This is a genomic window from Bacillus cereus group sp. N14, assembly GCF_016483555.1.
Classification (GTDB): domain Bacteria; phylum Bacillota; class Bacilli; order Bacillales; family Bacillaceae_G; genus Bacillus_A; species Bacillus_A wiedmannii.
Map to the genome: position 1 here is coordinate 155,557 of NZ_JAEHBQ010000002.1, position 14,220 is coordinate 169,776.

A 14,220-nucleotide genomic window follows, 5' to 3' on the forward strand; every position below is an offset into this window, starting at 1 on the left:
AATGAGAAAATTCTTCGTAAAATGTAATGATTAATAGGACAAATTGCTATTAATTATTGTTTAACTATACATAAGAGGTGAATGCAAATGGGAAAAGTTACTTTAATTGCAACAGCGGCAATGGGTATTGAAGCGTTAGTTGCCCGAGAAGTTCGTGATCTTGGTTATGAATGCCAAGTGGAAAATAGCAAAGTAACATTTGAAGCAGATGAAAAGGCGATTTGTCGCACGAACTTATGGTTACGTACTGCGGACCGTGTGAAAATTAAAGTTGGCGAATTCAAAGCGACAACATTTGATGAGCTGTTTGAAAAAACGAAAGCATTAAACTGGGGAGATTATATTCCAGAGAATGGAGAATTCCCTGTAATTGGTAAATCGTTAAAATCTGAGTTGTTCAGTGTTTCAGATTGCCAACGTATCGTTAAAAAAGCTGTCGTTGAAAAATTAAAAACAACATATAAACGTACAACTTGGTTTGAAGAAGATGGTCCGTTATTCCGTATCGAGATCGCAATGCTCAAGGATATTGCAACATTAACAATTGATGCAAGTGGTGTTGGACTTCATAAACGTGGATACCGTATGGATCAAGGGGAAGCCCCATTAAAAGAAACATTGGCTGCGTCTTTAATTAAGTTAACAAACTGGAAGCCGGATCGTCCTTTCGTAGATCCTTTCTGTGGATCAGGTACAATTCCGATTGAAGCAGCATTAATTGGACAAAATATTGCACCAGGATTTAACCGTGGCTTCGCATCAGATGAGTGGGGCTGGGTTGGGAAACAAAATTGGCGCGAAGCTCGTCAAGAAGCTGAAGATTTAGCGAATTATAATCAACCACTACAAATCATTGGATCAGATATTGATCATCGTATGATCCGAGTTGCTCAAGATAATGCAGAAGAAGTGGGCTTAAGTGATTTAATTACATTTAAACAAATGCAAGTAAAAGATTTCACGACAAAAGAGGATTATGGCTATGTTGTAACGAATCCTCCATACGGAGAACGTTTAAGTGAAAAAGCACTCGTTGAACAATTGTACAAAGAAATGGGACAAGTATTCCGCCCATTAGATACATGGTCAGCGTATGTATTAACAAGCTACGAAGCATTTGAAAAGTGTTATGGAAAAGATGCATCGAAGAAACGTAAACTGTTTAATGGATTTATCCGTACAGATTACTACCAATACTTCGGAAAACGTCCACCGCGTAATTCATAGTATAAAACTCCTCCAGCGCGCATATACTGGCTATTATGTAATGCGTAAAGGAGGACGTGATATGGATAGTTTCCAATTATCTATGATTCAAAAAGCTATTCATCGTACGTATGATGAGATCGGGAAAGAAGTGGATAGCCAAGGTGCGATTGTAGAGGAAATACAAAAAGCACAAGAAGAATATTTGTCAGCTCTTTCACACGAAACAACGATTGATAAACGGTATTTAAAGTCATTAATATAGAAAAAAATTTTCCTTTTTCGAAAGGAAAATTTTTTTTCGTGTATTTCTATGTATGACAACAGGGGAAAGTGGCTGCACACATATGAGTAGCAGTTGCTATATCTTTTTATAGAAAAACTTTTTGGTTGGAGGCTAAGGATGTTTACTGAGAAGAGATTACCATTTGAAGTAGGAAAACAAGATAATTTTTATGATAAGTTGAATGAATGGATTGGAGATGTGTTTTACGATATCCTTCCGGAAAAAGGCTTTGAAGAGCGTGATGAACAAATTTTTATGGCGTTTCAATTAGAGCGTGCTTTCCAAGAAAAGAAAGTAATGTTCGCAGAAGCGGGTGTAGGAACAGGGAAAACAATTGTATATCTTCTATATGCAATTTGCTATGCGCGTTATACTGGAAAACCAGCTATTATCGCTTGTGCTGATGAAACGTTAATTGAGCAGCTTGTGAAAGAAGAAGGAGACATTGCTAAGTTATCTGAAGCATTAGGACTATCTGTTGATGTTAGACTTGCGAAATCAATGGATAATTATTTATGTTTACGTAAACTTGAAGATGTTATGAGTGGACGAGCTCCAGAAGTAATTGAAGATGTATACTACGAATTACCACAGTTTGTATTCGATCATGGTACGATGCAAAACTTTACTCACTACGGCGACAGAAAAGAATTTCCACTTTTAAATGATGAGGAATGGTCAAAAGTAAATTGGGATTACTTCCAAGATTGCTTCACTTGTGATTCTCGTCATCGTTGTGGTCAAACTCTTTCTCGTGAACATTATCGTAAAGCGGCAGATTTAATTATTTGTTCTCAAGATTTCTACATGGATCATATTTGGACGTACGATGCTCGTAAGCGTGAAGGGCAAATTCCGTTATTACCTGAAAGTAGCTGCGTTGTATTCGATGAAGGACATCTTGTAGAATATGCAGCTCAAAAAGCTTTAACATATCGTTTAAAGCAAACGATGATGGAGCAACTTTTAACAAGATTGTTGCAAAATGATATTCGTGAAGAGTTTGCACATTTAGTAGAAGAAACAATTTGGCAAACAGAGCGATTCTTTGATGTGTTACAAGAAAATAAAAAGGAAATCGCCGGTTCCGATCGTTTAGAAATTACTGTGACAGAAAAAGTAACAGCTGAAGCGAATAGACTTTATGCGAAAATTGGTGAAGTCGGTGATGCATTAGTATTTGAAAGTGAAATGCATACAGTAAACACGTATGATTTAAATATCGTTGATGAACATTTAGATGTATTAGAACATTCACTTCGTCTGTTCATGCACGAGAAAAATGTAATTACATGGGGTGAAGAAGGTGATGGAGCCTTCACGTTAGTGATTATGCCACGTGCAGTTGAAGAAGTGTTACAAGAGAAAGTATTCTCGAAGAAAATCCCGTATATTTTCTCTTCTGCTACATTATCTAACAATGATTCATTCGCATTTACAGCAAATAGCCTAGGGGTAAAAGATTACTTATCATTCTCAGTTGCCTCACCGTTTGATTATGAGGAGCAAATGGTAGTAAACTTACTATCGCATACGAAAGAGAACGAATGGGAAAGAAAGTGTCAATATACACTTGAAAATATACAGAAAACAAATGGACGTACACTTGTATTATTCCGTACAACACAAGAACTTGCAGCGTTTAAAGAATATGTAAGTAAAGAACAAATGTCCGTTCCGTTCCTATATGAAGGGGATCAAGAAATTAGTCAGCTCGTTTCTCGTTTCCAAAATGAAGAAGAGACTGTACTTTGTGCTGTTCATTTATGGGAAGGTTTAGATATTCCTGGTTCGTCATTATCGCATGTTATTATTTGGTCATTACCATTCCCTCCAAACGATCCTGTGTTTGAAGCGAAGCGTAAACATGTAAATGATCCATTCTGGGATGTAGATGTACCGTATATGATTTTACGTCTTCGTCAAGGGATTGGACGTTTAATTCGTACGAGCGACGATAAAGGTGCTATATCAATCTTCTTATCTGATACAGAAGATGAGAAAGTGATAGAAGCGGTGAAAAACGTACTACCAGTAGAAGGTAAAGAATTATAAGGAGAAAGCTTGGCGCTTGCCAAGCTTTTTTTCTATCATAAAAGGAATTTAGATTTCCATGTCGAATTAAGTTTGAGGTAGAAAAGGGAGGTTTTATACGATGACAGTAGCTACATATGAAGTAGAAAAACAATTTTTAACATATGTGAAGAAGATACAGAATTACGGGGAAGCATTAAGCTTAATGTTTTGGGACTTAAGAACAGGTGCGCCTAAAAAAGGTGTAGACCAGCGTTCAGAAGTAATTGGTATGCTTTCATCAGAAGTGTTTGTCATGTCAACTTCAGATGAGATGGGAAATTATTTAACAGAGCTTGAAGCTTTAATAAGTGAAGATAAACTTTCTGAAACGACGAAGAAAATGGTTGAAGAGTGTCGTAAAGAATATGATAGAAATAAGAAAATTCCACAAGCGGAATACGAGGCGTATGTGAAATTAGAAGCGAAAGCGGAAAGTGTGTGGGAAGAAGCTCGGGAAAAATCTGATTTCGAAATGTTCCGTCCGTATTTAGAACAAATAGTTGAATTTAAAAAGAAATTCATTACATATTGGGGTTACGAAACATATAAATATAATACATTATTAGATATGTATGAGCCGGGTATTACAGTAGAAGTGTTAGATCACGTATTTGGTCAACTTCGTGAGCGTATCGTTCCGCTCGTAAAAGAAATATCGGAGTCACAAAAGAGATTAAAGACAAGTGCTTTATCAGAACATTTTTCAAAAGAAAAACAAAAGAACTTTACATTAGAGTTATTAAAGCAATTGAATTATGACTTTGAAGCAGGTCGTCTTGATGAAACGGTACATCCATTTGAGATTACATTAAATAGAGGGGACGTTCGTATTACAACACGCTATGATGAAAAAGATTTCCGTATGGCAGTGTTTGGAACAATTCATGAATGTGGCCATGCTGTATATGAACAAAATATTGCAGAGAAATTCGAAGGTACACCGCTATGTAGTGGAACTTCTATGGGTATTCATGAGTCACAATCATTATTCTTTGAGAACTTTATCGGTCGTAATAAATCATTCTGGAAGAAAAATTATGATTTATTAAAAGAGTATAGCGATGGTCAATTCAATGATATATCAATAGATGAATTTTATGATGCGATTAACGAATCGAAGCCATCGTTCATTCGTATAGAAGCAGATGAGCTTACATATCCGCTTCACGTCATGGTTCGTTATGAACTTGAGAAAGAATTATTTGATGGTACATTACAAGTGAAGGATTTGCCAGCGGCTTGGAATGATAAGATGGAAGCATATTTAGGAATTCGTCCGGAAAGCGATGCGCAAGGTGTATTGCAAGATGTTCACTGGGCTGGTGGTTCATTTGGATACTTCCCATCTTATGCGCTTGGTTATATGTATGCAGCGCAATTTAAGCAAAGAATGTTAAAAGACATTCCGAACTTTGATGCATTATTAGAAGAAGGAAATGTAACACCAATTCGTGAATGGTTAACAGAAAATATTCACCAATACGGTAAAACGAAAAAGCCACTTGAAATTTTAGAAGATGTGACAGGTGAAGGATTAAATGCAAACTACTTAGCAGATTATTTAGAAGCGAAGTATAAAGAAATCTATGGGTTATAAAAAAGAGCTGCTTAATTGCAGCTCTTTTTTTAAAGGGGATAGAAGAATGATTTATACATATACAGTAATGACGCAAGAAGAAGCGGAAGAAATTGCATATAACTGGCATTATGAAGGGGAATATTCTTTTTATGATATAGAGGCAGATGAAGAAGATTTAGCTGAGTTTTTACATGATGAGAGTAGAGGAGATCATACATTTTCTGTGAAGGAAAACGGCACTCTCATTGGTTTTTTTACTGTTTGTAAAATAAATGATGGAACGGTTGATATAGGTCTTGGAATGAGACCTGATATAATTGGAAATGGATGTGGTTTACAGTTCGTAAACGCTGGACTAGCTTTTAGTAAAGAAAAATACGGATGCAATTATATAACGTTATCAGTAGCAACATTTAATGAGCGAGCAATTAAAGTGTATAAAAGAGCAGGATTCGAAGCAGTTGGAACGTTTATCCAGAAGACGAACGGTAGTTGTTTTGAATTTTTGAAAATGAATTATATATGTAAAAATGATTAAGAAACAGAGGGGATCTTCTGTTTTTTTATTTTGATTTAGAAGTATAGGATACATATTTTTATACTTGTTGTAATTGGGAGTTTTGAAATTTTGACAGAGGATGTGTATGATTGAACTTTAGTAGCAAATAGCAGGTTTAGCAAGGAGAGGTAGAATGATTACAATTAAAACGAAAAATGAAATAGATTTGATGCATGAATCTGGGAAATTACTTGCTTCATGTCATAGGGAAGTTGCCAAAATGATGAAACCAGGTATTACGACAAAAGAAATTGATACGTTTGTTGAAGCATATTTAGAAAAGCATGGTGCAACATCTCAGCAGAAAGGTTACAACGGGTATCCATATGCGATATGCGCATCTGTAAATGATGAAATGTGTCATGGGTTTCCGGCGGATGTTCCTTTAAATGAGGGTGATATTGTAACAATTGATATGGTAGTAAACTTAAATGGTGGTCTTTCAGATTCTGCTTGGACGTATAGAGTTGGAAATGTTTCTGAAGAAGCAGAAATGTTATTGGTAGTAGCTGAGAATGCATTGTATAAAGGAATTGATCAGGCGATGATCGGTAATCATGTAGGAGATATTGGCTATGCGATTGAAAGTTATGTAGCAAATGAAGGTTTTTCTGTCGCAAGAGACTTTACGGGACATGGAATAGGTAAAGAGATTCATGAAGAACCAGCAATTTTTCATTTTGGGAAACAAGGACAAGGGCCTGAACTACAAGAAGGAATGGTAATTACAATTGAGCCTATTGTCAATGTAGGTATGCGATATTCGAAAGTAGATTTAAATGGATGGGCTGCAAGAACGATGGACGGGAAATTATCAGCGCAATATGAGCATACAATTGCTATTACAAAAGATGGGCCAATCATTTTAACGACACTTTGAAATAATATGTAAGAGTTTACAAAACTCGAACGAAAATGATGTTTTTATAAAATTTGTACGTGTTTTATTAAGAAATGCTTTTCAAAGTATAAAAAGTGCGTTATAATCCATCTATAAAATAAATAGTTAGCTACACTCATATAATCGCGGGGATATGGCCTGCAAGTTTCTACCGAAGTACCGTAAATACTTTGACTATGAGTGAGGACGAATATATTTGCTTGTTTAGCATTCTTTTTTGCGAAACTCCAAAAGCGCGTCTCTCACTTGTAACGAGTGGTGGCGGCTTTTGGAGTTTTTTATTGCATAAGAGGGGGAACAAACATGAAAGTATTACAAGAAAAGATTTTGAACGAAGGAAAGGTTTTATCTGGTGACGTATTAAAGGTAGATGCATTTTTAAATCATCAAATTGACCCAGTACTTATGCAAGAGATCGGAAAAGAATTTGCTAAACGTTTTAAAGAAGAGAACATTACAAAAATCGTGACGATTGAATCTTCAGGCATCGCACCAGCAGTTATGGCTGCATTAGAGCTTGGTGTAAAAGTAATCTTTGCAAGAAAACGTAAATCGTTAACGTTACAAGATAATATGTACGTTGCAAACGTATATTCATTTACGAAACAAGAAACGAATGAAATTTCATTATCTCGAAATCATATCGATGAAAATGATCGTGTTTTAATTATCGATGACTTTTTAGCAAATGGTCAGGCTGCTTTAGGTTTAATGAGTTTAGTAGAGCAAGCAGGAGCAAGTATTGCAGGAATTGGTATTGTTATCGAAAAAGCATTTCAAGATGGAGGAAAGAAGCTTCGTGAACAAGGAGTTCGTGTTGAGTCACTAGCAGAAATTGCATCACTTGATAACGGCACAGTTACATTTGTACAGCAAGAAACTGCGGAGGTGAAATAAACGATGAAGCAACATCCATTTAAAATCGCATCGCTTGGTATGCAGCATATGCTTGCGATGTATGCTGGCGCAATTATCGTTCCGCTTATTGTGGGCGGCGGACTTGGTTTAAATCAAAAAGAGTTAACATATTTAGTCTCGATTGATTTATTAATGTGCGGCGTTGCGACGATTTTACAAGCATTATCAAATCGCTTTTTCGGTATTGGACTTCCAGTCGTACTTGGTTGTACATTTACAGCGGTTGGCCCAATGATTGCAATCGGGAAACAATACGGCGTGTCTTCTATTTATGGAGCAATTATTGCTGCCGGGTTATTCGTTGTTATTTTTGCGAAATTATTTGGAAAGCTTGTAAAACTGTTTCCACCTGTTGTAACAGGATCTGTCGTTACCGTAATTGGAGTTACACTTGTTCCAGCAGCAATTAATGATATGGCTGGAGGAGTAGGAAGTAAGGATTTTGGTAGTCTTGAAAATTTAGCGTTAGCATTTGGTGTATTACTATTTATCATCATTATGTATCGTTTCTTTGACGGATTTATTCGTTCAATCTCTATTTTACTTGGTCTATTGTTCGGTACAATTGTCGCAGCATTTATGGGGAAAGTAAGTTTGCAAGCGGTTGGAGAAGCGGATTGGTTCCACGGTATTCAGCCATTTTACTTCGGTACACCAACATTTGAATTAACGCCAATTATTACGATGATTTTAGTTGCTTGTGTAGGGATTGTAGAAGCAACAGGTGTATATTTCGCATTATCTGATATTTGCAATAAAAAGATCGGTGAAAAAGAATTAACAAAGGGCTATCGAGCAGAAGGATTAGCGATGGTGTTAGGTGGTATTTTCAATGCGTTCCCATATACAACATACTCTCAAAACGTAGGACTTGTTCAATTAACTGGAGTAAGAAATCGCGTTATTATTTATACTTGTGGTGGTATGTTAATCGTTCTTGGGTTCATTCCAAAAATCGCAGCTATTACAACTATTATCCCGAAATCAGTACTTGGCGGTGCAATGTTAGCGATGTTTGGTATGGTAATGGCATATGGTATTAAAATGTTAAGTAGTGTTGATTTTGGTAAACAAGAAAACTTATTAATCGTTGCATGTTCTGTTGGAATTGGGCTTGGGGTTACAGTTGTTCCGACATTATTCTCACAACTTCCTGAAAACATTCGTATTTTAACAGATAACGGAATTGTACTTGGAAGTGCGTCAGCAGTACTTTTAAATATCGTATTTAATATGGTGCCGCAGCGTAAAGTGAAAGTAAAAGAAGAGCCAGTGTCGATGCAAAGTGCAGTAAGAGAAGCATAAAAAAGCAAGGTCTCGTTATGAGACCTTGCTTTTCTTTTTAAGTGGCATCATTTTCCCGTACGTACCAAGGCGCCATATATATTCAAGTGGCCCGTATTGATAACGTGACAGCCACCAGCGGCTAATAAAGATTTGTAACGTATAGAAACTAATGCAAAAGAGAGGACCTACCCATAATGGAGCAAGATAATCATTTTTGAACAATAGTCCGAATACAAGTAATGTAACAATTGTATGTGAAATGTAGTTTGTTAATGCCATTCGCCCAACGTACTGGAACGGGCGTAATAATGTTTGCCATTTTTCTTTTTGTAATAAACGCATGAGCGTGAAAATGTAGAATATGAATAACGTTTTTCCGCTAAACATTGTAAAGACCTGCATGTAGATTGGTTCATAAGATGGTTTTGATAAGAAATAACGGACCATGAAGAACCACATTGGTAATGTTAAAATGAACATAATAATTTGCCATTTTTTAAGCTTCGGATCTAACTCTTTCGCGCGGCGGAAGATATCCTTTTTGCCGGCGTATAAACCAAGTAAAAATAGTCCAACTGTTTCTGGGAACATGAATGCGTTTAGTCCAATTCCATCAGCATAAAATGCATGGAAACGAGTTTGTATTTGTGACACCCAGTCTTCAAGTGGCATGATTGGTAAGGAAAATCCTAATTCTTCCTTTGGAACGAATGCAATAGCGATACCACCGATTAGCATGAAAAACTGAAAAATACTTAATAAAACGATTGCCCATATTAAAATGGTACGAGGTTCTCTCTTGTAAAATAAAAATAAGAAAAATCCAGCGATTGCATAACTATGTAAAATGTCCCCGTCCCATAAAAGAACGTAATGTAAGAAACCAAATAATAATAAAATAAGTAAGCGACGAACAAATAAAGTTTTTGGGCGATCTGTTTTCGCTTCAGCACGAGTCATAAAAATGTAAAAGCCTAGGCCGAATAAAAACGAAAAGATTGTATAAAATTTTGTTTGAATAAACATATCGTAAAATAGACGGATATAGCTATCTAGCCCCTCATAAACTCCTGAAAGATCACGTGAGTCAATCCCAGCGATAATAGGCCAGTTAACAAGAAAAATACCTAGTACAGCTATCCCTCTAATAATATCGATGGAATGTATCCTCTCGCCTTGTGAAATATTTTGTGTCATTATTTTCCTCCTTGTTAAGTAATTCCCTTTTATTATACAAAATGTAAAGAGGAGGGTATATAGGTAATTTCCACTTTTTAAAACTGTTAAGATATGTATTATGAGATATAATAAGAGTGCACAACAAGTTTTAACCTTCTTCAAAACAGGCAGTAAAGCTCCTTTCTATAAGGGGCTTTCTTTATGAAAAGTATTGATAATGATTCTCTTTAATGATAAAATGTATTTAAAAGTGATAATCATTATCAAAAAAAGGTTGGTGCATGAGTATGGTATATGCATTAGTAGCAGGTACAGTCGCTGTATATGCAGTTATTGCAAAGTATGTTTTAAATGGAGTAGGAACAGCAAAATGAGTGATATGACATAAAATCCCTTTCATTTGTAAAAAGAATGAAAGGGATTTTTTATTTTTAATGAGAATATGCTGAAAATTTAGTATGATAGTAAAGTGAAACTGTAATCGATGAGGGGATGTATTTCCTGATGATTATGAGCTCGCAAATGGCGAGAAAAAGTATATACATCTTGGATAAAGGGGAACAAGGGGATGACAAACATAGTACAGACAAACGGTATGAAAAAACTTGTTTGTTTTTATGAAGAGTGGCAAAAACACGGCGATGCAGAGAATAGTGTAAAGTTGTTTGAGGTGATTCAAAAATATAAACAAGAGCAGCTTATGATAGCGTTCTGCGGTCACTTCTCTGCAGGGAAATCAACGATGATGAATCATCTATATAAAGCGCAGTTGTTACCAACAAGTCCAATTCCGACAAGCGCTAACGTTGTCAAAATTGAAAAAGGAATGGATCGTGTTGTTGTAACAGTTAAATCCGGTGAACAGTACGAATATGACGGTGCATATTCAGCTGAAGAATTAAAACAAATTTGTAAAGATGGTGATGAGGTAATTGGTGTTCATATTTATCGGAATGATGCGCCAATTCCTGAGGGTGTTATGTTAGTTGATACACCAGGGATTGATTCAACAGATGATGCCCATCAATTAGCGACAGAATCAACGCTGCATCTAGCAGACGTAATTTTTTATATGATGGATTATAATCACGTCCAATCGGAAGTGAATTTGCAATTTGTTAAAGAATTGAAACAACGTAATAAAACGGTTTATCTAGTTGTAAATCAAATAGATAAACATAAAGAAAATGAATTATCGTTTGAGGATTATAAAGATAGTGTAAAACAATCGTTCTCTAACTGGGATATTGAAGTAGATGGAGTGTATTATACTTCATTACGAATGATGAACCATACACATAATGAAATTGGGAGCTTAGAAACATTAATTACTTCTATTATGAAAGAAAAAGTGCAGTATGTAAGAGATGGAATGGAGCGAGAAACAGAATATTTAATGGGGGAACATTTTTCGTTTATTCTTTCGGAAAATGAAAAAGCTCTTTTGAAATATGAGGAAGAGCTAGCATCGCCGCTTTCTATTTCAGAGATAGTGGAAAAGAAAGAAGAGCTAACGGAAACTAAACAGCGCGAGGCTAGTAAAGAATCTCATGTGAGAAACGAATTTATAAAAGGCTTACAAGCTATATTAGATAACGCGTATTTAATGCCATTTGAAATGAGAGAATTGGCAAATGCGTATTTAGAAACGAAATTAACTAAATTTAAGGTCGGTTTGCTGTTTGCGAAAGGAAAGACGGAGCAAGAAAAACAGAGACGTTTAGATGCTTTTTATTCTGCTTTGCAAAAGACTGTTGAAACGCAACTTGATTTTCATGTGAAAGAATTTATTGTTGCCTTCTTAAAAGAAGAAGGATTGTTCACAGAGGAAATTGGGAAAGACATATATGCTTTAGAAATTGCTTTCGGATCAGAAATGTTAGCTGAAGTCATTAAACAAGGTGCAGGTTTCACAGGTGATTACTTACTTCTTTATACAGCGGATGTAGCGAATGAACTGAAGAAACGTTATTTTACAAAAGCGCAGCAAATTTTTGATAAAAGTGCAGTCGTTTTAAAGCAAAAGGTGAAGGAAGCAGTTGCACGCATTGAAGAAGAGATTGAAAAATATATGATGTTGCAAACGGCAAAAGAAACGCAATTGCAATACAGTAACAATTTAGAGACATATGAAAGTTATTTGCAAAATGTTTGGCACGAGCGTGTTGCTACACCAGAAGGATTGCAAATAGAGGAGATATTGCAAAGTAAAACACAAATTGTTAGTGAGAAATTCACACTACAAGAGCAGGAAAGCGTAAACGATAGCGTAATGGCTTGTGAGGAAGAGATAAAAGGAACAGCAGCTTTAAATATTCAGCGTATATTAGAGAAAGTGAAGAAAGCTGAAACGATATTAGAGCCATTGCCAGCGCTGAAACATGTACAGCAAGAGGTAATAGAAAAAAGGCGTCGTGTGGAAACGAAACAATTTACAGTAGCGTTATTCGGAGCTTTTAGTGCTGGGAAATCATCATTTGCCAATGCATTGCTTGGTGGGAATGTACTTCCTGTATCACCAAATCCGACGACGGCAACGATTAATCAAATTTTGCCGGTTACAGAGGAAAAACCACACGGAACAGTAATGGTCCAATTCAAATCAAAGCAAGCTCTATTAGAAGATATGAAAGCTGTTTATAAGTTGTTTCATTATGAGATTACTACGTTAGATGAAGCGTTAGCACAAATTGATAAAGTTATGAAATATCCTTCACCAACTGGGAAGCAAAAAACAACATTTAGCTTTTTAAGAGCGGTACAAAAAGGGTATGATACGGTTTCTGCTCATTTAGGGGAGCAAGTACAAGTTACATTAGAAGAGTTTTCTGATTATGTAGCGAATGAAGAAAAATCATGTTTTGTTGAGTACATGGAGCTTTATTATGATTGTGCTTTAACAAGGCAAGGAGTAGCGCTTGTAGACACACCTGGAGCGGATTCTATTAACGCCCGCCATACGGACGTTGCGTTCCAGTATATTAAAAACGCAGATGCTATTTTATTTGTAACGTATTATAATCATGTGTTCTCTCGTGCTGACCGTGAATTCTTAATCCAGCTTGGTCGTGTAAAGGATACTTTTGCACTTGATAAAATGTTCTTCTTAATTAATGCGGCCGATTTAGCAGAGTCTGAAGAAGAACTTGAAATGGTAAAAGGTTATATCGCAGACCAGCTACTGCAATACGGTATTAGAAATCCGCGTTTATTTGCAATTTCAAGTTTATGTGCACTTGAAGAGAAGCAAGGAAAGAATATTGAAAAAGAGAAGTACGGTATTTTACAAAACTCTGGGATTGCTAAGTTCGAGGGATCATTTACATCCTTTATGATGAGAGATTTAATGCTCGTATCTGTTCATGCTTTATATGGTACATTGCAAGGAGCAGATCAGCTTTTAGTAAATATGATAAACGGTGCAAAGCAGGGGAATGAAGAGAAAGAGAAGCAAACGAAAAAATATGAAGCAGAGCGTGATCAGCTACTTCATATTATTTCATCATATAGTGTGCTTGCTGAAGAGCAGGCGATGCAAAATGAAGTGAAAGAATTGCTTTATTACGTGCAACAGCGTCTATTCCTACGCTATAACGATGTGTTTACTGAATTTATTAATCCAGCATCGCTGCGAACGGATGGGAATGTGAAAGTGCAGTTGCAACAGTGCGTTATGGAATTAGTGGCATTTATTCAGCATGATTTACTACAAGAAATGCGTGCGACATCATTACGCCTTGAGAAATGGATAGATGAAGCGATGAAGCGTGCAAAGAATGAAATTGTGGTGAACTGTAAAGTAGAAAATGAATCAATTTCTATGAGTGGAACAGTGGATTATGAATATAAAGATATTGCACATAAAGAACCGTTCCCTTCAGTTGAAATAAAAGATTTCAAAAAAGCACTGGCGCATTTTAAAAATGAAAAAAGCTTTTTTGAAAAAAATGATAAAGCTTTCATGCAAGAAGAGGCTAAAGTTGTATTAGAGCCTTTCGTATCAAACTATGTAGCTGATGAAAAAGATTTATTTGTTCATCATTATAAGCAAGAGTGGGATTCGAAATGGAAATTATTCCAAAAAGTGATGCAGCAAGATGTGATGAATTATTATGAAAGTGTATTATTTGCATTGGCTGAAACAATTGATGTATCACTATATGAACAAAGTAAAGAACAATTGCAAAAGCAGTTAATAGAGATTGAAAAAGAAATTTATGTGATATAGT

At 35.9% G+C, this 14,220-nt stretch carries 10 protein-coding genes and 1 riboswitch; of the genes, 9 read left to right on the top strand and 1 reads right to left on the bottom strand.

From position 1 onward, the window contains the following. Window positions 1-87 precede the first annotated feature (87 nt). From JDS82_RS04235 to pbuX, 8 genes are all read left to right on the top strand, one after another. Window positions 88-1,227, top strand: a complete 1,140-nt coding sequence (locus JDS82_RS04235) for a THUMP domain-containing class I SAM-dependent RNA methyltransferase (RefSeq protein WP_000521230.1) — start codon at window positions 88-90, stop codon at window positions 1,225-1,227. A gap of 61 nt (window positions 1,228-1,288) precedes the next feature. After that, window positions 1,289-1,471 (top strand): DUF3921 family protein, encoded by a 183-nt coding sequence (locus JDS82_RS04240; RefSeq protein ID WP_000376889.1) that lies wholly within the window; start codon window positions 1,289-1,291, stop codon window positions 1,469-1,471. 138 nt (window positions 1,472-1,609) lie between these two features. Further along, window positions 1,610-3,547, top strand: a complete 1,938-nt coding sequence (locus JDS82_RS04245; RefSeq protein ID WP_199712751.1) for an ATP-dependent DNA helicase — start codon at window positions 1,610-1,612, stop codon at window positions 3,545-3,547. 100 nt (window positions 3,548-3,647) lie between these two features. Further along, window positions 3,648-5,165, top strand: coding sequence for a carboxypeptidase (gene ypwA / locus JDS82_RS04250; RefSeq protein WP_061672437.1), 1,518 nt, complete (start codon window positions 3,648-3,650; stop codon window positions 5,163-5,165). 46 nt (window positions 5,166-5,211) lie between these two features. Further along, complete coding sequence (locus JDS82_RS04255; protein ID WP_048561322.1) at window positions 5,212-5,685, top strand: GNAT family N-acetyltransferase; 474 nt, start codon at window positions 5,212-5,214, stop codon at window positions 5,683-5,685. 154 nt (window positions 5,686-5,839) lie between these two features. Next, window positions 5,840-6,586, top strand: coding sequence for a type I methionyl aminopeptidase (locus JDS82_RS04260; RefSeq protein ID WP_199712752.1), 747 nt, complete (start codon window positions 5,840-5,842; stop codon window positions 6,584-6,586). Window positions 6,587-6,702: 116 nt separating this feature from the next. Then, window positions 6,703-6,804: riboswitch (purine riboswitch) on the top strand. Between the two features lie 106 nt (window positions 6,805-6,910). Continuing rightward, entirely contained in the window at window positions 6,911-7,504 is a 594-nt protein-coding gene (locus tag JDS82_RS04265; RefSeq protein WP_000866483.1) for a xanthine phosphoribosyltransferase, read from the top strand. A 3-nt stretch (window positions 7,505-7,507) separates the two neighbouring features. Then, window positions 7,508-8,830, top strand: a complete 1,323-nt coding sequence (gene pbuX / locus JDS82_RS04270; RefSeq protein WP_000809222.1) for a xanthine permease PbuX — start codon at window positions 7,508-7,510, stop codon at window positions 8,828-8,830. A gap of 15 nt (window positions 8,831-8,845) precedes the next feature. Here pbuX and JDS82_RS04275 read toward each other — a convergent pair whose 3' ends face one another. Then, window positions 8,846-10,009, bottom strand: a complete 1,164-nt coding sequence (locus tag JDS82_RS04275; protein ID WP_199712753.1) for a DUF418 domain-containing protein — start codon at window positions 10,007-10,009, stop codon at window positions 8,846-8,848. Window positions 10,010-10,559: 550 nt separating this feature from the next. Between JDS82_RS04275 and JDS82_RS04280 the strand changes: the two genes are divergently transcribed. Further along, entirely contained in the window at window positions 10,560-14,219 is a 3,660-nt protein-coding gene (locus JDS82_RS04280; protein ID WP_199712754.1) for a dynamin family protein, read from the top strand. Window position 14,220: the final 1 nt, after the last annotated feature.